We start from the raw sequence: 22,480 nt of genomic DNA, 5'->3' as shown, positions 1-22,480 counted from the left end.
ACACCCCCCCAACCTTTTCTGGAGACAAAATGAAGATAAAACAACCCTCCCGTCTCGCCCTGACGGCATTGGCTGCAGCCGCCCTGAGCTGCATCGCCCAACACGCGGCCGCGGAAAACAGCAACGAGTTGCCCACCGTGATGGTGACGGCCACCCGCGTCAGCTCCGGCCTCTTGCAAACCCCGGTCGCGGTCACCGCGGTCACCCAAGAAAAGCTAACCCGCGAGGGCATCACCGATGTGCGTGGCTTGTCGGGTTCGGTGCCGAATATGCAAATCTCCACCGGGGCCGACTCCGGCGTGCAAATCAGCATTCGCGGCGTCAGCTCCAACAACTTCACCGAGATCGGCGACCCCGCCGTCGGCCTGCATGTGGGCGGCCTGTACTCACCACGCCCGCAGGGTGCGATGGCCTTGATGTTCGACCTGGAGCAGGTCGAAGTCCTGCGTGGCCCGCAAGGCACTTTGTTCGGTCGCAACTCGACCGCCGGCAGCATCAACATCATCCCCGCCAAGCCCGAGTTTGGCGAGACCTATGGCAATGCCGAGGTCGATTTCGGCAACTACAACAAGCGCCAGTTCAATCTGGTGCAAAACATCGGCATCAGCGACAAGTTCGCAATCCGCGCCACCTTGAGCAAGATCACCCGTGACGGCTGGATCAACCAAAGCCAGGATTTCACCGATGTCTACGACCCTGTGCATGGCCTGCAGCCCGACGGCATCCCCGATGTTGATCAGCGCCGCAACAGCAAGGTCGGCAAGAAGGACTACTACTACAACAAGAACGAATGGGCGGGCCGCATCACCGCACGCGCCAAGTTCAGCAATGACATCGAAGGCTCGCTGTCCTACGAGAAGTTCCAGAACTCCGGCGCCGGTGAGTTGGCGATGAAGGACTGCGACCAAGCGGCCGGCACCGCCTATGCGTGCACGGGCGGCAAGTGGGATGCCAAGGTCAATGTACCCGGCAAGATCGACATGTCGATCGACACCGTGCGCGGCGGTTTGACCTGGAACCTTAACAAAAGCTCGACGCTGGAATACAACTTCGCTTATGCGGACCAACGCCGCTCGCAGCAGACCGATGATGATGCCGGTTATCACCCGCTGGCCAGCCAGATCAACGTGCATCTGCCCGTCTCTTCGGCCGATGAGCAGTGGGGCATGTGGCCAATCGCCGACAACTCGTCGAACACGGTCGACTCGAAGTACATCTCGACCGTGCATGAGCTGCAGTTCAAACAAAAAACCGACACCTTGCAATATGTGCTGGGTGCGTTCTGGATGCATGAGAAGAACCAGATCAACTATGCGCAAGATATGTTGATGACCGCCCCTTACGGCCTGCCTGCCAGTGCTTACTACGCGCAGGCCAACCGGCCGGTCGACTCCAAGGCCTTGTTTGCGCAAGCCGACTGGAAGTTCGCCCCGACCTGGACCGCGACGCTCGGTGGGCGCTATAGCTGGGACAAGAAGACCGACATTGGCGGCCGCAACTACGGCACCTACAACACCTATGACGGCGCCTACTACAACGGACACTATGACCCAGGGCATCCGGGTGAAGCGGGCTTCCGCCCCCACAGCAGCAAAGACTTGACCAAGGACATGGGCGCATTTGCCGGTGTCGGCGCCTACGCCGGCTATGGCGAACCCGCGCATAACGACCATACCGAATCCTGGAAGAAGTTCACCTACCGACTCGGTTTGATGAAGCAGCTCACGCCCAAGGACATGGTCTACACCTCGCTGGCCACGGGCTACAAGGCGGGCGGTTTTGGCGACAAGGATGCCTTCTGCACCGAGCACAGTTGCGAAGGGCAATATGCGAACAAGACCACCTTCCTGCCCTACAAGCCAGAAACCGTCACCAACCTTGAGTTGGGCTACAAGGGCTTGATGCTGGAGAACCGCTTGAGCTTGTCGGCGACCGCGTTTTACAGCAAATACAAAGACATGCAGGTCACCGGCGAAGCCTTCATGACCAAGTTCAAACCCGATGCCCCCTGCCCGAGCGAGAACCCTGGTTGCGATATTCACAAGACTTGGCAAACCGTCAATGTTGGCGTGGTCGACATTGCAGGCCTGGAGTTGGAGGTGGATTACAAGCCTTGGGCCGGCGCCCGCCTGGGTGGCTTCTTCTCCTACCTGAGCACCAAAATGAAGGACTACCCAAGCTACAGCGACAACTGGTTGTGCGACTACCGCGGCGAGATGGGGGCGCCGGCCTGCCCGCCCACTTACTCGGGCAGCGACCCGACCTTGGACGGCCGCAATGTCTATGACATCACCGGCAACCAACTGCCTTTGGCGCCCAAGTTCAGCTTCGGTGTCAGCTTCTCGCAGGACTTCAACTTCGGCGGCGGCTACAAGCTGACGCCATGGGTGAACGTGAAGTGGCAAGACAAGATGTACTTCACGCTGCGCAACTTGGACAACGCACATATCTCGGATGCGCAAGCGGCCTTCACCAAGATCGATGCGTCGATCAAGTTGGTTTCACCCAAGCAATGGCATATCGAGGCCTATGTGCTGAATCTCGGCAACAAGGTCACCAAGAACTCCCTGATGGCCGGAGACGGTTGGGTCAAGGCCACTTGGAATGATCCGCGTATGTTCGGGGTCAGGGTCGGCGTCGAGTATTGATTGATGCCTGACTGGGAAGTGATGGCCTCAGTCATCGCTTCCCTATGCCTGCGTATTGGACACGGCGGGCTCAAGGCGCCAAATCCACCCGCAGCTGCAGCTCACGGGTGCTCTGCGTTTCGGCGCTGCGGCTGCTGGTGACGCCGCGCTCCTGGCGCTGCATCGCCGCTCCGCTGCGCGCCACGGTCAGCCATTGGCCGAGCCCCACCGAGACGGTGCTGAAAACTTGCACCTGGCTTTGGGCCTGAACGTCATTAGAAGGATTGCCGCCGCCTTGCGCCCGTAACTCCACCCGCACCGGTTGTTGGCCACCCGGCCAATGTGGCGTGACGGTGAAGCCTTGCGTCTGCTCGGTCACGCCCTGGCGCGGCACCGCCCAGCCCTTGTTGGAACTTGCGCTATTGCCCGCCGGCAGCGGCGTCGCCCCACCAGGCCCACCGGCATCAAACTGCACGCCAAAGTCCAGCCATTGCACCGGCCTTGTTTCGGTCAAATTCACCGAGGCCTGATGTCCATTGAGCACCAAGAGGCGCTGCACCTGCTGCTCATCACGGCGCTGCGTGTTGAACCCGACGCTGCCACGCGCCGACACCGAGCCGGCCGTGCCGACCACGACCGAACCATCTCGCACCGCCGACAAAGCCGCGCCGCTGATTGCGCTGTCGACCCAGCGCAGTTCGACCCAAAGGTTTTGACCCGCGACCCGCGCGTCTGCCGCACCGACGGCGCATGCCGTTAGCGTCAGAGACAAGGCGACAGCGAAGCGATAGGGATGCGTCTTCATGCCAGCAGCATAAGCGCCACAGGGCGCCGACAAGCCGAGAATTTATAGCATTAGCCGGCCATTTCAGCCCGTCAATCGACCGGCGACCCGGCCCGCATGCAGTCATCCATCAAGTAGACCGCCTCTTTGGCCGCGCAGGCCGCCGCCAAGCGCTCGGCCGCCAAAACCGGCGCGCCAATGCAGGCATAGGTCGCACGACTGCTGGTGGCTGCCGAACAAACAACGACTTGGCCGCGCGCCAGACCGCAGCCGGCACTGACCGGGCTCAAGCCGAGGATCAGGCGCTCCTCATTCAGCGCCAGCATCAACTCGCCCATATCCTGTGCCGTTTGCTGAGCCGCTTGCGCTGCCCCCTGCGGCTCGCCGAACAAGGCCAAGAGGCTATCGCCGGTGAACTGCGCGACCTCCCCTCCGTGCCCCTCTATGGCGTCAAACATCAGCGTGCTCCAGTCGCTCAGCAGCGCCTGGGTTTGCTGCGGCGAATGTGGCAGTATTTCGAGCCCGTAGAGCCGCGCCACCAGCACCACCGCATCGGCCAGGCCTTGCGCCGCGTCGGGACCGGCGGGCATCATCCGGCGCAAGGCGTCACGCTGCTCGTCACGCAGGCGTTTGGCACCCAGACTGGCGTCGACCCGCGCCTTCAGCAAACTAGGGTCAACCGGCTTATGCAGAAAATCCTCGACCCCCAACTCGATGCAGCGCGCCACCGGCGCCACGCCGCCAATCGCACTGGTCACGATGACCGCCACTTCGCGCAGCGCGGCGTCGTCGGCACGGATTTGCAGCAAGCCAAAGCCGTCGAGTTCGGGCATCGCCAGGTCCAGCAGCAAGAGGTCGAAGCGCTGTGCCTTGAGCAGTTCGAGCGCTTCACGGCCATGGCTCGCGCTGCTCACCTCATGCCCCATCAGCTCCAGCGAGCGGCACAGCAGCAGTCGATTGACCTTGTTGTCATCGGCCACCAGCACCCGAGCACCATGGCCGACGGCCCTGGCTGGCGCTTGCCACAAGGCCGCAGGCGGTTCGGCAAGGGTCGGCTCGATGCTCCCGAGCGCGAGCGTGAACCGGTAGCCGAATCCGGGCACCGTCACAATAGCAGCCGCTCCCAGCACGCGGCGCAGGCCCGAAATCTGCACCTGCAGATTGTTCTCCTCCACCACCAGGCCCGGCCACACCTCATCCAGCAACTCGTCCTTGCTGACGACGCGTTCGCGCTTGTTGACCAGGGCCTTGAGTAAATCGAAGCCGCGACTGCCCAGCCCGACGGTTTGCCCATCGACCAGCAAGCGGCGTTCGTCCAAACGCAACTCGATATGGCCGAAGCACAGGCCGGCGTTGGCGCTCGTATTCATGTTCTTGCTCATTGCCGCGCCACCGCCCGCAAGATCGGCACAATGGCGGCGACCTCGCCCACCAATTCAGCGATCGCCACCTCGATCGCGGCGGAGTCTGCCGCCAGCCCTTGCCATTCCAGCCGGGCGGCCATTTCGGTCAGGCGCAGCGCACCAAAGGTCACGCCGTTGCTTTTCAGGCTATGCGCGATCGTTTCAAACTGCGTCGCATCTCCCGTCTCGGCGGCGGCACGCAGTTGCTGCGTCAGCCGCGGCGCCTCTTCGGCAAAGGCCTCGACCAGTTGAAGCACGAAGTCGGCGCCCGCATTGGCCTGCAACGCTTCGAAAACGAGTGGAGCAATAGTTGGATTATTCATGGCTTTGCCTGCATTACACATTGCTTCGACGGGTTGTGGCGATCAGCTCGGCGACCAAGTTTTCGACGCGCAGCGGCTTGGCAAGATGCTCGTCCATGCCCGCCGCCAGGCATTGTGGGCGGTCGCCATTGAGGGCATTGGCGGTCATCGCGACGATGCGCGGGCGGCGCCCGGCCGGCCAGCGCCGGGCGATTTCGCGGGTCGCTTGCAAGCCGTCCATCTCGGGCATGCGCACATCCATCAGCACGAGGTCATAACTTTGACGCGCCACGCATTCGAGCGCCTCGCGCCCATTGCCGGCCAGATCGGCCCGGTAGCCCATTTGCTCAAGCAGGCGCAGTGCCAACTTCTGGTTCACGCCGTTGTCCTCGGCCAAGAGAATGCGCAGCGGGTGGCGGCTGGCCAGACCGGGATCCAGCAGGGTCGGTGCTGCGGGCCCGCGCTGAGGCAGCAGCGCAGGGTCAGCGGCTGCCGCCTGAATCGTGAAGAAAAACCGGCTGCCCTGGCCGGGCCCCGCACTCGCGACGTCCATGCTGCCGCCCATCAACTCCGCCAATTGCTTGCTGATGGCCAGCCCCAGGCCGGTGCCGCCGTAGCGGCTGGCAATGCTGCTGTCGGCCTGGCTGAAGCGCTGAAACAGCCGGGCACGGCCCTCGGCGCTGAGGCCGATGCCGGTATCGCGGACCTCAAATGCAAGCCGCCCCGCCTCGGGCGCCGCCACCGCCAACACCACCTCGCCCACATCGGAGAACTTGACCGCGTTGCTGAGCAAGTTCAGCAAAATCTGGCGCAGATGAGCGGCGTCGCCGACCACCGCCGCGGGCACTCCGTCCTCAAAGTGGCAACTCAAGCGCAAGCCTTTTTGGCCGGCCCGCAAGCTGACCAGATCGAGCGCCAGGCGCACGCATTCGCGCAGATCAAAAGGCTGCGCCTCCAGCTCCATCCGGCCGGCCTCTATCTTGGAAAAATCGAGCACGTCGTTGATGATGGTCAGCAGCGCCTCGGCCGAGTCGCGAATGGTTTGCGCGTTGTCGCGCTGCTCCTCCGTCAAAGGCGAGTTGAGCAACAGCCCGCTCATGCCGATCACGCCGTTCATTGGCGTGCGAATCTCATGGCTGACGGTGGCCAGAAAAGCGCTCTTGGCCGCATTGGCCGATTGCGCGGCCTCGCGCGCTTGCAGCTCGGCGGCCAGCTTTTGCTCCAGCAACTGCGCCTGGGCGCGCCCGGCGTCGGCCTGCAAATCCTCTTGCATCATCTCGGTGGCGCGGGCCAGCGCGCGCACCTCGTCGGGGCGATAGGGGGCCGCATCTGAGCGCGTGTTCAGCAGCATAAATCCGCTCAGAACTTCGCGATGCTTGATCGGCACCGCCAGGCCATCCACACCGACCAGCGCGGCCAAGGCAGCCGGCAAACGATGGGCGAGGATGCTGCGCAGGTCGGCTGCGTCCAAGCTCAGCACGCCGGGCGTCTTGCCTGCCGTCGAGGCCAAGCAGTCGATTTGATCGGCGCCGACGCGATACAGGGCCGCATGCGCACCGTCCGCAAAACCGCTGATCGCCGCCAGGTAATGCTGCATCAACTCCGCCTGCCCTTGCAGTGATGCGGCCGCCCGCGCGGCCATCCACAGCTGCTCCTCGCGATGGCGCCAATTGCTGAAGAACAGCTGTTGCACGAGGGCATCCGACCATACACGCAAGCGCGGCACGGCGCCTGCAAACAGCAGCGCCAGCGGCACTGTCACGCCGGCCGCCACACGGGGGTCGGCCAGCAGCGGCCAGCGTGCCCCCAACATGCGCAGCAGGGCCACACCGGCCAGCAGGACCGCCAACACCAGACCCCAAACCAAGGCGCGGTTGAGCGCGAAGCCGAAACCAAAAACACGATGGCGCAGCACGGCGTAGGCCAAGCCCAGCATGGATAACATGGCCAGTGCAATGCACACAAAGTCTGTGATCAACTCGCGCTGCAAGGTTCGGCCGGGCAGGGAGCCCAGGATGATGAAAATGATGGAATTCCCTAGCATCAAGGCCACGCATACCCCTATCCAGGCGGCGCGGTACTTGGCAACCCCAGTGGCCCGCCGCCAAGCCACCCACAAGAAAACGAGCGCAGCAACACTGGCCAAGTTGCTGAAACTCTTAGAAATGCGCTCGAAGATGAATTTCCACTCCTGCGGCTCAAAAGGCGTGAGCCGAAAGTGAAAGGCGATTTCATAGGCATTGACCGGCAGGGCCAAGCACAAGAGCAGAACGAAGGACCTGCGCACCCAGGGCCGGGAGAAGCGGCTTTGTTCATCGGGGTAGGCAATGGCAAAAAAGAGGTAGCACGCGGTGATGGTGAAGAGCATGACGGTTGAGCTGGCCAGCATCATCAGCGCCTGCACCGTACCGGCCGGCAAACGCCCGCCCACATCGGCAATGCTGTAGATCGCCAAGGCCAGAGCCAAGGCACGCATGGGAGGGCTGTCCGAGCGGCGCCAACTCAACACCGCCGCAATCGTCAAGGCCAGCCAGCTCTCGACCAGCCCGGTGAACTCGCGGGCCACCCCGACCGCGTTGACACGTTCAGGCTCCGGAAAGGTGCGCACCGTCAATTGGCGAAATTCCCCCTCGGATTCGATCGTGACCGGGATCAGCTCATCCACGCCCTTGGTGCGCCAACGATCGCCAATGCGGTCATAAGTCAATCTGTCTGCGACCTTGACCCCTTGCCGGGCCAGATCGGAGTCGGGGTTGATGCTGACCACCCGGGTCAACCAATGCGGCCCGTTGAGCGGCCCCTTCATCACAACACCCATGCCACCCGCTGCTTCGGGCACGACCGAACGATCCAGATAAGTCATCGCCCACAGCCGCATGCCGGCGCAAATCAGACAAATGAGGAGCAAGACCACCTTCCAGCGCAGCGCCTCGTTAGGGCCGGCAGGCGCTGGCGCCAAAGCTGTGGCCGGCGCGGCTGGCACATCGGGACTGGCAGAGTCCATTGGCATGGCGGGCTACTCCTCAAGAGTCACATGGGGCTGAGTCGCTGTCGCCAAGACTAACTCTCGGACCCAGCGCCGCCGATCATAGGGATTCAAAGCCCGGCATCTGAACCCTGGCCGCAAACCTTAAGAATTTTTAAGCGCCGTTTCAGGTGCTTTAAGGACGGCGCGCCCGCCAAGTAGGACATTGGCGGCACGGCAAACCGAGGCCGTGCACTGGGTGGGCTTGCAGCCTGCCGTTCATCGTCAACCCCTGGGAGATACGCCATGTCAACAAACCTGACCCGTCACGCCACCGCAGCCATTGCGCGGCAGTTGGCCCCGCTCGCCGCAGCCGCCCTGCTCGCCATCTCAGCCGCGCCATTGCAAGCACAGCAGCTGATTGACCCCAACGCCATGGTGGGCGGCTATAGCCAGAGCTTTCTGTCGGCTCAAATGATGCAGTGGGAGTTTTCCATCCCGGAGGCGACCAACCCCATATTGGACATGACCGGCGCACATACCGCGCAGGGCGACCAGGGCAGCTACTTCTTTCTCGCCTCCACGTTCTCGCAGGCACCCGTCGTGCGCAACGTGACGGTGCGCACCGACCAGACGCTGGTGTTCAGCCCGGTTTCCGTCCTGTTCTGGGCCGATGCTGCGGTCAACACCGAGGCGGATATGCGCACACACGCGGCTTGGGCGTTGGGCGATGTCAGCAATCTAACGGTCACGGTTGACGACGCGCCGGCCCTGCTACCCAATGGTGTCAACTCGCTGGACTCGTTTTTGCAGTCCGGCCCGCTGTTCCCGCTGAGCCTGCCGGCCAACGGCATTATCAGTACCATCTGGGGCTACCCTCCCGGCATTTTTCCGGCTGTTACCTTGGGCTATACCTTTGCCTTGGAAGGCTTGTCGGCCGGCCAGCACCAACTGCGCTTCACCTCCACCTACCTCTCCACCGGCCCCTACGCCGGCGGCGCACCGGTTTCCTACGACGTCACCTACAACATCACCGCCGTGCCTGAGCCAGGCACTTGGGCCTTGATGGGCTTGGGCCTGCTGGCCATCGGCGTGCGGGCGCTGCGCCGCCAAGCCGTCTCAACATCCTCCACCTAAGAAATCATCATGATCAAGTCTCTAACCCTGCGGCGCTGCGGCATCGCACTGTGCTTGCTGACCAGCGCCTTGAGCTGCGGCGCGCAATCCGCAACCAGCGCCGCGCCCGGCACGACAAGCTACAGCTCGGCCCAGAAGCCCCTCATAGCTCGGCTGGCTGCCGCAAAGAAGGCTTGCGAGGCAACAGGGAGCTCGCGCAACAAATCACGTTGCCAGACCCGACTCAACACCAAGGGCGGCGCCGACCAACCCGTCAAGGCGCCCTGGTATTTCTTCTCTGACGCGCGACTCAAAACGGACATCACCCAGCTTGAGAGCTCGCCCAGTGGCCTGGGCCTCTACGCCTACCGCTATGCGTGGAGCGACACCGTCTATGTCGGCGTGATGGCGCAAGAGGTCGCGGGCCTGGTGCCTGAGGCCGTGGCCGAAACCGAGGACGGCTATCTGATGGTGGACTACCGCCGGCTCGGGCTTGAGCTGCTGACGCTGGAGCAATGGGTGACGGCCCAGCGGCGCTAGGCCGTCAGCGACCCCAAGGCCGCCACGCCGACCGGCGGGGTGGCCGACCACGGCAAGACATAGACCCGCTCGGCCAAGCCGGACCGAATGCGCTGCACCTGGCGCTGCTCACCGACCAGCCGGGCCTGCAGCAGCGTATCGCGCGCGCCGGCCGCCAGCAGGCTGCGGTTGATGACCCAGGCATAAGGCGTGATACCGGCACGCTTGAGGTCATCTTGCAAGGCCGCCGCCTGCGACACCGGCGTCTGCTCGGCCAAGGTGGCGATGATGATGCGGGTGTGCTGCGGGTCTTGCAGACGCATCAAGGGCGTCAACACCCGGCCCGCCGCATTGCGGCCCTCGAACTCGCGCATCATCTGCCGGTGGTAGGCGCCGGTGGCATCCATCAGCAGCAACGAATGGCCGGTCGGCGCCGTATCCATCACGACAAAGGCGCTGCGCGCCTCGCTGACCACGCGCGAGAACGCATGGAACACCGCCACCTCCTCGGTGCAGGGCGACTGCAAATCCTCCAGCATCAGCGCCCGGCCGGCGTCGTCCAGCAGGCGCCCGCGCGCCGCCATGATCTTGGCGATGTACAGCTCGGTTTCGCGCTTGGGGTCTATGCAATCGATGCGCAGGCCGACCAAGTCGCCTTGCACGGTCGGCAGCACATGGGCGGCCGGGTCGGTGGTGGTCAGGTGAACCGCATGGCCGCGCTGCACCAGGCCGATGGCCAGCGCCGCCGCGATCGTGGTCTTGCCCACCCCGCCCTTGCCCATCACCATGACCAGGCCATGGCCGGCGGCGGCCAAGTCGTCGCAAAGCGCGCCCAGGCCGGCGGCGTCGAGTTGAGTGGGCCGCGACACAGCGGCCGCTGCCGCGTCTCCAGCGGGCGAATCACGCAACAAGCGACGCAGCGCCGGCAAACCGACGGTGTCAAAAGCGCGCAGCGGCACTTGATCGCGAGGCAGATCGAGCAAGGCGGCCGGCATCGCCGCGAGCGCCGCCTCACCTTGCGCCTCCAGCGCCAGCGCGACCAGGTCGCTCAAGTCGCTGGCCTTGAAGACGCCGTTGACCAGCAAGCGCTGGCGATTCAAGCCCAGTTCGCGCAACTCCGCCGACGTTCGGCCGGCCTCGGCCAAGGCGGCCACCTCGGCCCGCGTCACCAGCACCACCTCGGTCAAGGCCGGGTCGGTCAGGGCGGCCAAGGCCGCTTGAAAACGCTGCTCCTGCATCTTCAGCCCCGAATGCGGGCCCAGGCAGGATGCACCGCGGTCGTTGTCGGCCAGAAAGCCGCTCCAGGCCTTGGGCAGGCTCAGCAAGCGCAGCGTATGGCCGGTCGGGGCGGTGTCAAAAATGATGTGATCAAAGTCCGCCGGCGGCTCGGACAGCAGCGTTGCGAACTCATCGAAGGCGGCGATTTCGGTCGTGCAGGCGCCCGACAACTGCTCGCGTACCTTGCCGCGGTCGGTCTCGCTAACGTCAACGGCCAGCTGAGCCAGGACCCGCAAGCGGTAATCCTCGGCAGCCTGATTCGGGTCGATATTCAAGACCGACAGGCCCAAAGCGCCGGGCACCGCGACCGGCTGATTGCGCAGCGGCACGCCCAGCATCTCGTCGAGATTGGACGCCGCGTCGGTGCTGACCAGCAGCACCCGCAGCCCGCGGTCCGCCAGGGCCAGCGCCACCGCGGTGGAGCAAGAGGTCTTGCCCACACCGCCCTTGCCGGTAAAGAACAGATAGCGGGGCGGCTGTTTGAGCAGCAAGATGGGATATGAGGAGTTCATCGGCTCATCCTAATCTCCAGTCCGCCGGCCAAGCCCCAGGCATTGAGCGTCAGCTGTTCCAGATCAATGTCCGGCGCGGACCCGCCAAGGCCGCAGCGGCCACAGCAGGTTGAGCGCCAGCCCGCTGAGCACCAGAGCCGCTGCGATCAGCTTCCAGGGCGGCAGGCTCTCGCCCAGCACCAGCGCGGCCGTGCTCATGCCGAACACCGGCACCAACAAGGCCATCGGCACGACGGTGGCCGGCGCATGGCGAGCCAAGAGCCAGCCCCAGGCGGCGTAGCCAAACAAGGTATTGCCGACGGCCTGCCAGAGCACCGCGGCCCAGGTCGTCGCGTCGGCGCGGGCCAGGCCGGCCGCCATCGCCGAGGGCCCCTCAACGAGCAAGGACAGCGCCAGCAAGGGCGGCACGGCAAAGACGCTGGTCCAGACCATATAGGCCAGCATATTGACCCGGCCGGCCTGCTTGCCGACCATATTCGCGCAGGCCCAGCTGAAGGCGGCGGCGAGGATCATCACCAAGCCCAGCGGCGTGGCGCTGCCGTCGGTGTGGCTGGCAATCAGCGCAATGCCGCTGGCCGCCAGCAACAACGCTAACCATTGATAGCCCTGCACCCCTTCCTTGTTCAGCCGCATCGACAGCATCAAGGTGAAAAAGACCTGCGTCTGAATCACCAAGGAGGCCAGGCCGGGCGAGATATTGCCGCGCATGGCCAGGAACAGCAGGCCGAACTGGCCAACACCGATCAAAAGCCCATAGCTCATGAGATTGCGCCAGGGCAGATCGGGCTTCTTCAGAAAGAAAATCGCCGGCAAGACCGCAAAGGAAAAGCGCAGCGTCGCGAACAACAGCGGCGGCAAAGCGTCCAGCCCCATCCGTATGACGACGAAGTTACTGCCCCAGATCGCCACCACGGCCAAGGCGAGCAGGAAATGTTTGAACGGAAGACGTGCGCCCTGACTCATGCTGGCTCCTGATTGGCTGTCGCCGATGGTAGCGGCAGGTGCTTAATTGGCCGGCGCGCCTCTGCCCGCCACGCCAACTACCGTCCTTGCGCGGCCAGATCCGCGTCCACCGCCTTCAAGAAATTGGCCGTCGACCAGACCGGCTCTTTCAGGTAAATCGCGGGCAGATAGCCTTGGCCGTTGGCGCGCGGTCGTTTGACATAGACCTTGTTGGGGATGATCACCGTGGCCAAGCCCGAAGCCAGCGCCTGGGTGCGCACCTCCATATAGGTCGAGTCGGCGGAACTGGGTGCGCCGATCAAGCGGGTATTGGGAAAGCGCGTGAAGACATCCAGCGCGTCAAGGCAGGCGCTGGCACATTGCCCCGGCACGATCACATAAACCGGCTTGGTGAAGGCGGGCGGGTCAGAGGGCAGGTCGGCCGCCGGGTCCGAAGCAATCTGCGCCGCAGAGGCGGCCGAGCTCGCCGGCTGGCTGGCCACCTCGCTCTCGCTGGCTTCGATGAAGAACTTGTCGCCACGCGCCAAGGCCGCCTGCATGCCGGTACCGATGGTCTTGACCCAGGCGGCCGTTTCCACCTGACCCTCTTTGCTCAAGCGCTCAGCAAGTTCGCCCAGATAGGCGGTGTTGTCTTTGGACGCCCGCCACCAAATCGCCAAATCACCTTGGTAGGCCGTCATGCGACGATCGACCCGCTCTGCGCCCCATAGCGCGCCGGCAAAGTCCCGACTCCAGGTGGACGAGCCGCCCTGGTTGTGGCGCAGATCGATCACCACCGCCTCGGCATCGAGAAAGCCTTGGCGCTGCTCGCCGACCTGCTTGTTGAGCGTCAGATAGGCCGCTCGCTGGGCTTCGTCGGGATCGAAGCTCGGCATCGCGACCCAGAACAAACCCGGCCTCGGCTGGGTCAAACCGACCGCCAGCGCGTCGCCGTTGTAGCTCTCCTTGATCCACTGGCGGCTTTGTTCATTGGCGGCTTGCCAGACCAGCGTCCGGGCAAAGGGCTTGCTGCCGGGGCCGCTGTCGAACCGGCAGCGCTTGGGCAAGCGGATGAAGGGGTTGCCCTCGTCCACAAAGACCCGCCTGGCCCTGACCCACCAATGGCCGGCCTCGTCGATGCGCCCGCTGAAGGCAAACACATTGCGGGTGATCAGATCCTTGATCGCGCTGCCATCACAAGACAGCACCCGCGCACCCACGGCCGGTCCGCCCGGCTGCGCGGCGTAGACATAAAGCGCGTCGCCGCGCCAGACGCTCACAAAACCGGGCCAGCGCTCGGGCGGCGCCACGCTCTTCTCATCCAGCGTCGTGAAGACGCCGGCATGGCCGTCGTGGATGCCGACATTGAAGCGCTGCATGGCCGCGACATAGCCGGCACTATTGCCGACCTTGGCGGCCAGCGCCAAACCTTGCCGGCGAGCCTGCTCGAGGTTTTTCTGGAAGCCCGGATTGGCGGCGTCATGCGTGCCCGGGTGGTTGTCCAGCGTGATGCGGTAGGCGGCATTGATGTCCTGAATCGCGGCGCGCTGCCAGGCGGCGCCGTCTTTGGGCAGGCTGGGCTTGGCCGCTTCGACCGCGCCGGCCTGCCCGGCCAGCGACAGCGCCAAGCCGGCCAGGATCAGGGCGCGAAGAAGGGTCGAGAAACTTGGGCTTGCTGTCATTTTTGGCATGGCTTGGTGGGGATAAAAGGCTGAGGCGGGCAAGCTCGGGAATGTACGGTAGGCCGATGCCGGTCACTGAGTCCGTCAGGGCTGCTGCAGATGCGCCAGCGGCACGCCGCCGCTGGCCTTCACCTCGCCGAGCGAAAAGCTGGTGTGTACATCCTTGACGTTAGGCAGATTTAACAAAATATCGATGGTAAAGCGGCTGAAGGCATCGAGGTCGGTCGCCAGGACCTGCAGCTCGAAAGTGCCGGCGCCCGAGATGTAGTGGCAGGAGATCACCTCGGGCAGCTGCCTGATGGCATCTTCCAGCGGCTTGGTCGAGGCGCCGGTGTTGCGGTCGGCGTCCAGGCGCACAAAGGCCAACACGCCGAGGCCGATCTTGCGCCGGTCGATCTCGGCCCGGTAGCCGGTGATGAAGCCCTGCTCCTCCAGCCAGCGCACGCGCCGCCAGGTCGGCGCAGTGGACAGGCCAATGCGGGCCGACAACTCGGCGTTCGACAGCCGTGCATCGCGCTGCAACTCGGCCAGGATGGCGATGTGATAACGATCCAGCGTGTCGCCGCCCAGCACTTCGGCCTCACTGACCCCGCCCGGCGGCGCAACGCTTGCATTGGTTTTAGCGAGACCTTTTAGGCTAACTTGCCCCGAGCCAGGCTTTTGAGATGCCAATCTGCACTCCATTCAACATATTCAGCATGATTATTGCGCAAGACACCAAAATGCAACAGCAAAAAGCAAGCACCTGACGCCGCGCTTTCCCTACACTGCCCTACCCGGTAATACTGCCAATACCCGAAGGGGGCGAAGCCGCCACAAGCGGCCTGCGTCGGCCCTGCCCCAAACCAAGAGACAAGCGACCACACCATGAATGCACCCTTGCCCGATCACATCCTGCGCGCGCTAGAAAAAGTCACGCTGGACGACAAATACGCGCTCGACTCGGGTCGCGCGTTCATGAGCGGGGTGCAGGCCCTGGTACGCCTGCCGATGCTGCAGCGCACGCGCGACGCGATGGCCGGCCTCAACACCGCCGGCTTTGTATCCGGCTACCGGGGCTCGCCGCTGGGCGGCTATGACCAGGCGCTGCAGGCGGCCAAGAAGCATCTGGCCAAGCAGCACATCGTGTTCCAGCCCGGCGTCAACGAGGAACTCGGCGCCACCGCCGTCTGGGGCACACAGCAGTTGGACCTGTTCCCCGAGAAGGCCAAGTTCGACGGCGTGTTCGGCATCTGGTACGGCAAGGGCCCGGGCGTGGACCGCAGCATCGACGTCTTCAAGCATGCCAATATGGCCGGCACCTCCAAGCATGGCGGCGTGATCGCGATCGCCGCCGATGACCATATCGCCAAGAGTTCCACCGCCGCGCACCAGAGCGACCATGTGTTCAAGGCCGCAGGCTTCCCGGTCTTCTTCCCGACCAGCGTGCAGGACATCCTGGACATGGGCTTGCATGCGTTTGCGATGAGCCGCTTCTCGGGCCTGTGGTCGGGCATGAAGACGATTCAAGAAATCGTCGAATCGGCCGCCTCGGTCAGCGTTGACCCGGACCGCGTCAAGATCATCATGCCGGAGGACTTCCCGATGCCGGCCGGTGGCCTGCATATCCGCTGGCCCGACGCGCCGCTGGAGCAAGAAGCCCGCATGATGGATCACAAGTGGTACGCCGCTCTGGCCTATGTGCGCGCCAACAAGCTCAACTACAACGTGATCGCTACCCAGCAGGATCGCTTCGGCCTGATCGCCTCCGGCAAGGCCTATAACGACACCCGTCAGGCGCTGCACGACCTGGGCCTGGACGACGACACCTGCCGCCGCCTCGGTATCCGCGTCCACAAGGTCAATGTGGTTTGGCCATTAGAGGCAACGATCACGCGCGACTTTGCCGACGGCCTGCAAGAGATCCTGGTGGTGGAAGAAAAGCGCCAGGTCATCGAGTATCAGATCAAGGAACAGCTCTACAACTGGCGCCCCGATGTGCGCCCGCATGTGCTGGGCAAGTTCGATGACGACGCCGATTCTGGTGCCCTGGGCGGCGAATGGGGCATGGCCAGCCCGAGCAAGAACTGGCTCTTGCGCCCGCAGGCCGACCTGACTCCGGCCATCATCGCCCGCGCCATCGCCAAGCGCCTCAAAAAGCTCGGCGTAGACGCCGATGTGGTGGCGCGTTTGGACGCCCGCGTCGCCATCATCGACGCCAAAGAGAATGCGCTGAAGGCCGAGGAAAAAACCGCCGCCGGCGCCGACCGCACGCCCTGGTTCTGCAGCGGCTGCCCGCACAACACCTCGACCCGCGTACCCGAAGGTTCGCGCGCGGTGGGCGGCATCGGCTGCCACTATATGGTCACCTGGATGCCCGGCCGCAACACCGCCACCTTCACCCAAATGGGCGGCGAAGGCGTGCCATGGGTGGGGCAGTCGGCCTTCACCGACGAGAAGCACATCTTCTCCAATCTCGGCGATGGCACCTACTTCCACAGCGGCATCCTGGCGATCCGCCAGAGCATTGCTGCCGGCGTCAACATCACCTACAAGATCCTCTACAACGATGCGGTCGCGATGACCGGCGGCCAGCAAGTGGGCGAGCGCGCCGAAGGTCACAGCGTCTTGCAAATCATGCAGAGCGTGATCTCGGAAGGCGTAGCCAAACTCTGCATCGTGACGGATGAGCCCGCGAAGTACGACGGCGTGGCGCTGCTGCCCGGCGTGACCGTGCATCACCGCGATGAGCTGGATGCGATACAGCGCGAGTTCCGCGAGATCGTCGGCACCTCGGCCATCATCTATGACCAAACCTGCGCGACCGAAAAGCGCCGCCGCCGCAAGCGGGGCAAGTTGGTCGACCCGGCCAAGCGCGTCGTCATCAACGACCTCGTCTGCGAAGGCTGCGGCGATTGCAGCATTCAATCCAACTGCTTGAGCATCGAGCCGCTGGACACCGACTTTGGCCGCAAGCGCCAGATCAACCAGAACAGCTGCAACAAGGACTATTCCTGCGTCAAGGGCTTCTGCCCGAGCTTCGTCACCGTCGAAGGCGGGCAACTGAAGAAACCCAAGAAGGACAAGCGCCTGAGCCCGTTCGATGCGTCATTGGGCGTGCTGCCGATGCCGCTGATCCCTAACCCCGAGAAAGCCTGGGGCATCGTCGTCGCCGGCGTTGGCGGTACCGGCGTCATCACCATCGGCCAGTTGCTCGGCATGGCCGCCCACTTAGAGGGCAAGGGCGTGATCACGCAAGACGCGGCCGGTTTGGCGCAAAAGGGCGGCAGCACCTGGAGCCATATCCAGATTGCCAATAGCGAAGCCGCGATCCACTGCACCAAGGTCGGCACCGCCGAGGCCGATCTGGTGATTGCCTGCGACTCCATCGTGGCGGCCAACAAGGCCACGCTGGCGGTGATGCGCGAAGGCCGCACCTATGTCGCGCTGAACACCCATGGCTCGCCGACCGCCGCCTTGGTCAATGACGCTAACTGGTCATTCCCAGGGGCTGCCTGCGAGAGCGCCGTGGCTGCGGCCGTAGGCGCCGCCGGGATCGGCATGTTTGACGCCGAGGAAGTGGCCGTCAAACTGGTCGGCGACTCGCTCTACACCAACCCGCTGATGCTGGGTTACGCCTGGCAGCAGGGCCGTGTGCCCTTGAGCTTTGCGGCGCTGATGCGGGCGATCGAGCTGAACAATGTGCAGATCGAGAACAACAAGATCGCGTTTGAATGGGGCCGTCGCTGCGCGCAGGATCTGGCCGCCGTGCGGGCGCTGTTCGAGGCGCGCCAGGTGATCAATATCGTCAAGCGCCCCGGCCTGGACGAGATGTTCTCCAAGCGCATCGACTTCCTGGTCGACTACCAGGACCCGGCCTATGCCGAGAGCTACAAAGCCTTCGTCGACAAGGTGCGCGCGGCCGAAGACAAGCTGGGCGGCCCGAGCCACAAACTGACCGAGGCGGTGGCCCGTTATCTGTTCAAGCTGATGGCCTACAAGGACGAGTACGAAGTCGCGCGTCTGCACACCGACCCCAAGTTCCTGGCCCAGGTGGCCTTGCAGTTCGAAGGCGACTACAAGCTGGTCCACCATTTGGCGCCGCCGCTCTTGGCCAAGAAGAACGCCAAGGGCGAGCTGATCAAGCAGCAGATGGGCGGCTGGATTAGGCCTGCCTTTGGTCTGCTGGCCAAGTTCAAGGGCCTGCGCGGCGGTGCGTTCGACATCTTCGGCTACACGGCCGAGCGCAGACAAGAACGCGCCTTGATTGGCGAGTACCGCGCCAGCATCGAGGCGATCCTGGCCAAGGGCTTGACACCCGAGCGCCTGGCGCTAGCCACCGAGATCGCGCGCATCCCCGAGGAGATTCGCGGTTACGGCCATGTCAAGGAACGCCATGTGCATGCCGCGCGCGCCAAGTGGGATGGACTGATGGCGCAGTGGAAGGCCGCTGCTTGAACTGAGCCCGTCTGAATAGAAAAACCCGCAGCGCGCAAGCCCTGCGGGTTTTCTTTGGGGTGATGGTTTAGCGCCTCACTGGCTGCGTCGCCTCACGCCTCAAACGCAGCGGCGTCGACCCGCGAAAGCACCCAACAGCGCCAAGCCCGCCAAGGCCCAGGACGAAGGCTCAGGCACATTGTTGTTGTTCGCCGGAATGCGATTCAGCGTCACGTCGAAGCCAGGGCCGCCGTTGTCCCAGAAGGCCGAGTCGGAGACACCCAGATAAAGGCGGCCGCTGCTCGCTGCGGTGAATTGCATGTTGCTGCCTAAGGCGAACAGCGAACTCTCGGCGATGCCGTTTGAGACATCGAGCCTGTCATAGGCCTCGAAGCTGCCGCTGTCGTCGCCGACGATGCTGCCGACCAAGGCGCCGAACAGATTGTTCAGGCCGGTGTAATGGGCTGTGCCGAAACCATAGCCCAAAAGGGTCTGGCCGTCAGCGCCGTTGCCAGCACAAGAACCGCTCAAGCAGATCGAGCCCGTGGCCATGACTTGAACGATGTCGCCGGCCTGAACCTGCAAGCCGCTGTTGACGAAGGCCTGGGTTGAGGTTGCAGTGTTTGGCGAGCCATATGCACCACCAAACCCGCCGCCGTTCATGACGCCAACGTGGATCGGGCCGGCTTGAACCAAGCCGGCAGCGACCATACCGAGCGCCGCAATGGCCGTCACCAGAGGAAACTTTTTCATGATTTTTACTCTATTTGAAAAATATGGCCGCCAAGTCAGCCTTGGCGGTGGGGCCAACAATTGGGGCGCAGACAGGTGGAGCAAATCACATGCCACTGCATGGAAGCAACAGCTTGCCAGCGAGCCTGGCGCCTGCCGGCAGGCTGACAAAAAGCTAGGGATTGCTTTATCCAAGACTTTAGCTGCGAATTTATGTGAGAAAAATCACGAATACTCGCCCCCCCATTCCAGAGGAGGCAGTCGATTCGCCAGCGTTGGGTACGTCAGTGACGGCCAAAAATCGGGGGGGGGGGTGTAAAGAATTTCGACATGCACGAGCGCCGTCTGAATCCTCTTTTTTCCCTCCATCCAGGCTCATTGGTTTGACGCCCATGAAGCATCTGGGAATTTAACAAAGCCAAGGTCGATGTGTGGCGACTGGACAGGCTAGAAGATTCCTTCGAGCCTGGATGAAGAGGATCAAAACTCAGGGCCGCGCCATCCAAGCCGTGAGATCCCGCAGCCCATGCAAGACCCGCCAGACATCGACCGCGTCGTCACGCTCGCAGTAAAACATTCGGCACCATCTTTTTGCTTGGTTCTCTCCCAGCACGCGAAACAAGTTCGCTCGCTCGAATCAAGCAAAACTCAACCAGCTCTTGGCCATTGAAGAATCGGCCCCAAGGCGTCAAGCGTGTTCTTCAAGAGCAGCCCATATTCGGTGTCACCCTCCAGCACCAGCGCACGCTCGAAGAACAGGCGGTCGGGGTCCTCCTGGCCTTTCAGCAAACGCAGATAGCCGCTGCTGCTGGCCCGTACCCGCACACGCGGCGTTTGGCCCGCCGGCGCCACCGCAAAGCCCTTGCCTTCGACCAACCAGACGCGGCATTGCAGGCCGAGGTCTTCGACCTCGATGGCGACAACCGCCCCGGCCAGCTCGCGGCGCTGCGATTCGCGCAGCTTCGGCCACATCAGCCGCTGCAAGCTCAGCGCCAGCAGCAGGCTGGGCGGCTGCCAGGGCAGACGCCTGACCAAGCCGCGCAGAGGTCCGGGCAAAGGCGGCAAGCTAAAGCCGGACTGCTGGCCCCGGCCTTGCTGAGTATGGGCTGTCGTCATCATGTTGCCTCTTTTTTCAATCCTGCCAGGCCATACCGGCCTGCTTCAGCGCATAGCCATTGACCAGGGCGCCCGGCAGCGGCAACTCGCGCAGTGATTGCAGACCCGCCTCGCCGGCCAGGCCCTGGTTGAACACCTGCTCGTACTGCGTTACCACCTCGGTAAAGCCGCTTGAACAAGGCGATAGGCGCAGGCGCCGCAGGCCGGCAGCGCGCAGCTGCTGTGCCTGTGCCAGCACGCAATGCAGGCCCGCGGACTGGGTCTGGATGCCGTTCAGCACCAGAAAGTCCTGCCCCTCGGTCGAGCGCACCAGCAGGCCGTCGGGGTCATCCAGGCAGCGGAACTGGCATTCGTCCTTGCTCAGATGATGGTGGCGGGCGGTGAAGCAGCGCGCCGAAAATGCCAGCGGCATGCGGCCAAAGGCGAACAGCTCGGTCTCAAGCGCCTCGCCCATCGGATTGCGAACCGGCGCCTCCGCCGGGTTGATGCGAGCCAGCGCCGCCAGGTCCAGCTCCAGCGGCGGCACCCAGCGCAGCGCGCCCAGCAAGGCATGCTGCTCCAGCGCCGGGCGGCTGTAGATATTGATGTGCGGCCCCAGCACAAAGGGCTTGCCCTGCAGCAGGCGCAGCGCCGAGGCGTCGCCGGCCTCGAGCAGAAACTCATGCTGCTCGGCTTGACGGCGCAGCAAGCGCAGATCGGACTCCGACTCGATCAGCGCCTGCGCCGCCAACACCACCTCCTTGCCGGCCTGACTCAGCTCGCGCGCCAGACCCAGCCAATCGTCCAGCTTCAGCTCGCGTCGGCGCGCGCACACCACCTCGCCCAGCACCACGGTGTCGGCCGGGCCGTCGGCCAGATCGGCATAGAACTGCGTGACCGTGTTGCGTGGCCACAGATAGAGCAAGGGGCCTACGCTCAGTTTGATACGTTCTGTTTGCATCACTGTATTCAATCCATTCAACGCCATGGGCGGCTATAGGCGCCGAGCGTGACCTGCTGGCCCTCGGCATGTTCGGCCAGCGTGGCGGCCCAAGCCGGCTGCACGCTGAAACGTGAGCCCCCGTCAATACCGGTACTGCCCGCCGGCCCCGCTAGATAGCAGGCATCGATGGCCTGACGCCAGACGCCGGTGACCTGCTCGACATAGGCGGCGCTGCGCTGCCGCCCCTCGATCTTGATCGCCGCGATGCCCATCGCCATCAGCTCCGGCAGCAAGGCCATGCTGTTGAGGCTTGACGGATCTTCCAGCGCATAGTCGCGCCGGCCGCCGACGCTGAAGCGACCCTTGCACAGGGTCGGATAACCGCGCGGCTCAGCGGGGCCGAATTGATCGATCAACACCTCACCGAGGCGCGCCTGCACACCATCGGCCTTGTCGATCCAGCGCACGGCGGAAGGCGGCGAGCAAACGCCGGCATTGTTCGGTGATTGCCCGGTCACATAGGACGACAAGGCACAGCGCCCCTCCACCATCACGCACAGGCTGCCGAAGCCGAACACCTCGATTTCCACCTTGCTATTGCGCAGCACATGGCCAATATGAGAGAGCATCAACACGCGCGGCAACACCGCCCGCTGAATGCCGTAGTGCTCGCGGTAGAACTCGATCGCCTCGTAGCTGGTGGCCGAGGCCTGCACGCTGAGGTGCAAACGCATCTGCGGATGCGCGCGGCAGGCATAGGCCATCACCGCCGTGTCGGCGCAGATCAAGGCATCGGCGCCCATTTCAGCGGCGGTGTCGACGGCCCGGTACCAGCGCTCGGGCTCATCGGCACGGGCAAAGGTGTTCAGCGCCATCAGCACCTGCGCGCCCTTGGCATGCGCGTGCGCGACGCCCTCTTGCGCCTGCTCCAAGTCAAAATTCAGGCCGGCGAAGTTGCGCGCATTGGTCGCATCCTTCAAGCCCATATAGACCGCATCGGCGCCGGCATTGACGGCCAGCTGCAGCGCGCGCAGTGAGCCGGCCGGGCACACCAGATGGGGCTTGCGTGCATATGAATTCGACATATCGGCCAATCCCGGCAGCGGGGCCGGATCATCTTGTTGAACTGGGGCGCAGTCTGCACAGATGCCGGCAACGTGGATT

16 protein-coding genes are annotated in these 22,480 nt (G+C 63.8%); 4 read left to right on the top strand and 12 right to left on the bottom strand.

Translation table 11 applies throughout. The features are described 5' to 3' along the window. Positions 1-29: 29 nt before the first annotated feature. Positions 30-2,648: a TonB-dependent receptor gene (locus LNV07_RS03045; RefSeq protein WP_263569675.1), complete on the top strand. Its 2,619-nt coding sequence runs from the start codon at positions 30-32 to the stop codon at positions 2,646-2,648. Positions 2,649-2,718: 70 nt separating this feature from the next. On the opposite strand, the gene LNV07_RS03040 is transcribed toward LNV07_RS03045, so the two are convergent. The 4 genes from LNV07_RS03040 to LNV07_RS03025 all read right to left on the bottom strand — a co-directional run bounded on the left by LNV07_RS03040 (position 2,719) and on the right by LNV07_RS03025 (position 8,126). Next, the gene (locus tag LNV07_RS03040; protein ID WP_263569674.1) at positions 2,719-3,432 is read right to left on the bottom strand and encodes a hypothetical protein; all 714 of its coding nucleotides are present in this window, start codon (positions 3,430-3,432) and stop codon (positions 2,719-2,721) included. 71 nt (positions 3,433-3,503) lie between these two features. After that, positions 3,504-4,781 carry a response regulator gene (locus LNV07_RS03035; RefSeq protein WP_263569673.1) on the bottom strand — a complete coding sequence of 426 codons (1,278 nt, stop codon included), beginning with the start codon at positions 4,779-4,781 and terminating at the stop codon, positions 3,504-3,506. 8 nt (positions 4,782-4,789) lie between these two features. After that, complete coding sequence (locus LNV07_RS03030) at positions 4,790-5,137, bottom strand: Hpt domain-containing protein (RefSeq protein ID WP_263569672.1); 348 nt, start codon at positions 5,135-5,137, stop codon at positions 4,790-4,792. Positions 5,138-5,150: 13 nt separating this feature from the next. Continuing rightward, a complete protein-coding gene (locus tag LNV07_RS03025) occupies positions 5,151-8,126 on the bottom strand; it encodes an ATP-binding protein (protein WP_263569671.1) in 2,976 nt (991 codons plus the stop codon). A 261-nt stretch (positions 8,127-8,387) separates the two neighbouring features. On the opposite strand from LNV07_RS03025, the gene LNV07_RS03020 reads away from it, so the two are divergent. After that, positions 8,388-9,218: a PEP-CTERM sorting domain-containing protein gene (locus tag LNV07_RS03020; RefSeq protein WP_263569670.1), complete on the top strand. Its 831-nt coding sequence runs from the start codon at positions 8,388-8,390 to the stop codon at positions 9,216-9,218. 9 nt (positions 9,219-9,227) lie between these two features. Further along, the gene (locus LNV07_RS03015; protein ID WP_263569669.1) at positions 9,228-9,737 is read left to right on the top strand and encodes a tail fiber domain-containing protein; all 510 of its coding nucleotides are present in this window, start codon (positions 9,228-9,230) and stop codon (positions 9,735-9,737) included. Here the strand turns inward: LNV07_RS03015 and arsA are convergent. The 4 genes from arsA to LNV07_RS02995 form a co-directional block, all read right to left on the bottom strand. Next, positions 9,734-11,506, bottom strand: coding sequence for an arsenical pump-driving ATPase (gene arsA, locus LNV07_RS03010; RefSeq protein ID WP_318013668.1), 1,773 nt, complete (start codon positions 11,504-11,506; stop codon positions 9,734-9,736). The two genes, LNV07_RS03015 and arsA, sit on opposite strands and share 4 nt — an antisense overlap. Positions 11,507-11,569: 63 nt before the next feature. Then, positions 11,570-12,469, bottom strand: coding sequence for an EamA family transporter (locus tag LNV07_RS03005; protein ID WP_263569668.1), 900 nt, complete (start codon positions 12,467-12,469; stop codon positions 11,570-11,572). Positions 12,470-12,546: 77 nt separating this feature from the next. Continuing rightward, positions 12,547-14,130 (bottom strand): S41 family peptidase, encoded by a 1,584-nt coding sequence (locus LNV07_RS03000; protein WP_263569667.1) that lies wholly within the window; start codon positions 14,128-14,130, stop codon positions 12,547-12,549. An 84-nt stretch (positions 14,131-14,214) separates the two neighbouring features. Further along, the gene (locus LNV07_RS02995; RefSeq protein WP_397545516.1) at positions 14,215-14,802 is read right to left on the bottom strand and encodes an Lrp/AsnC family transcriptional regulator; all 588 of its coding nucleotides are present in this window, start codon (positions 14,800-14,802) and stop codon (positions 14,215-14,217) included. 195 nt (positions 14,803-14,997) lie between these two features. On the opposite strand from LNV07_RS02995, the gene LNV07_RS02990 reads away from it, so the two are divergent. Beyond that, the gene (locus LNV07_RS02990; RefSeq protein ID WP_263569666.1) at positions 14,998-18,567 is read left to right on the top strand and encodes an indolepyruvate ferredoxin oxidoreductase family protein; all 3,570 of its coding nucleotides are present in this window, start codon (positions 14,998-15,000) and stop codon (positions 18,565-18,567) included. Between the two features lie 99 nt (positions 18,568-18,666). Here LNV07_RS02990 and LNV07_RS02985 read toward each other — a convergent pair whose 3' ends face one another. The 4 genes from LNV07_RS02985 to ubiU all read right to left on the bottom strand — a co-directional run bounded on the left by LNV07_RS02985 (position 18,667) and on the right by ubiU (position 22,401). Then, positions 18,667-19,299: a PEP-CTERM sorting domain-containing protein gene (locus LNV07_RS02985; RefSeq protein WP_263569665.1), complete on the bottom strand. Its 633-nt coding sequence runs from the start codon at positions 19,297-19,299 to the stop codon at positions 18,667-18,669. Between the two features lie 627 nt (positions 19,300-19,926). After that, positions 19,927-20,394 carry a ubiquinone anaerobic biosynthesis accessory factor UbiT gene (gene ubiT / locus LNV07_RS02980; protein WP_318013667.1) on the bottom strand — a complete coding sequence of 156 codons (468 nt, stop codon included), beginning with the start codon at positions 20,392-20,394 and terminating at the stop codon, positions 19,927-19,929. Positions 20,395-20,410: 16 nt separating this feature from the next. Further along, positions 20,411-21,334 (bottom strand): U32 family peptidase, encoded by a 924-nt coding sequence (locus tag LNV07_RS02975; protein WP_263569664.1) that lies wholly within the window; start codon positions 21,332-21,334, stop codon positions 20,411-20,413. A gap of 17 nt (positions 21,335-21,351) precedes the next feature. Then, positions 21,352-22,401, bottom strand: coding sequence for a ubiquinone anaerobic biosynthesis protein UbiU (gene ubiU, locus LNV07_RS02970; protein WP_263569663.1), 1,050 nt, complete (start codon positions 22,399-22,401; stop codon positions 21,352-21,354). Positions 22,402-22,480: the final 79 nt, after the last annotated feature.

This window comes from Roseateles oligotrophus, from assembly GCF_025717515.1.
GTDB lineage: Bacteria > Pseudomonadota > Gammaproteobacteria > Burkholderiales > Burkholderiaceae_C > Paucibacter_A > Paucibacter_A oligotrophus.
The sequence above is the reverse complement of the archived record's forward strand: the minus strand, read 5'-3'. Positions and strand labels throughout refer to the sequence as shown.

Excerpts from the sequence above, each read along its gene's own strand:
- ubiT (WP_318013667.1), bottom strand. The coding sequence starts at position 20,394 with ATGACGACAGCCCATACTCAGCAAGGCCGGGGCCAGCAGTCCGGCTTT.
- LNV07_RS03045 (WP_263569675.1), top strand. The coding sequence starts at position 30 with ATGAAGATAAAACAACCCTCCCGTCTCGCCCTGACGGCATTGGCTGCA.
- LNV07_RS03015 (WP_263569669.1), top strand. The coding sequence starts at position 9,228 with ATGATCAAGTCTCTAACCCTGCGGCGCTGCGGCATCGCACTGTGCTTG.
- LNV07_RS03000 (WP_263569667.1), bottom strand. The coding sequence starts at position 14,130 with ATGACAGCAAGCCCAAGTTTCTCGACCCTTCTTCGCGCCCTGATCCTG.
- arsA (WP_318013668.1), bottom strand. The coding sequence starts at position 11,506 with ATGAACTCCTCATATCCCATCTTGCTGCTCAAACAGCCGCCCCGCTAT.
- LNV07_RS03020 (WP_263569670.1), top strand. The coding sequence starts at position 8,388 with ATGTCAACAAACCTGACCCGTCACGCCACCGCAGCCATTGCGCGGCAG.
- LNV07_RS02975 (WP_263569664.1), bottom strand. The coding sequence starts at position 21,334 with ATGCAAACAGAACGTATCAAACTGAGCGTAGGCCCCTTGCTCTATCTG.
- ubiU (WP_263569663.1), bottom strand. The coding sequence starts at position 22,401 with ATGTCGAATTCATATGCACGCAAGCCCCATCTGGTGTGCCCGGCCGGC.
- LNV07_RS02990 (WP_263569666.1), top strand. The coding sequence starts at position 14,998 with ATGAATGCACCCTTGCCCGATCACATCCTGCGCGCGCTAGAAAAAGTC.
- LNV07_RS03035 (WP_263569673.1), bottom strand. The coding sequence starts at position 4,781 with ATGAATACGAGCGCCAACGCCGGCCTGTGCTTCGGCCATATCGAGTTG.
- LNV07_RS02985 (WP_263569665.1), bottom strand. The coding sequence starts at position 19,299 with ATGAAAAAGTTTCCTCTGGTGACGGCCATTGCGGCGCTCGGTATGGTC.
- LNV07_RS03030 (WP_263569672.1), bottom strand. The coding sequence starts at position 5,137 with ATGAATAATCCAACTATTGCTCCACTCGTTTTCGAAGCGTTGCAGGCC.
- LNV07_RS03005 (WP_263569668.1), bottom strand. The coding sequence starts at position 12,469 with ATGAGTCAGGGCGCACGTCTTCCGTTCAAACATTTCCTGCTCGCCTTG.
- LNV07_RS03040 (WP_263569674.1), bottom strand. The coding sequence starts at position 3,432 with ATGAAGACGCATCCCTATCGCTTCGCTGTCGCCTTGTCTCTGACGCTA.
- LNV07_RS03025 (WP_263569671.1), bottom strand. The coding sequence starts at position 8,126 with ATGCCAATGGACTCTGCCAGTCCCGATGTGCCAGCCGCGCCGGCCACA.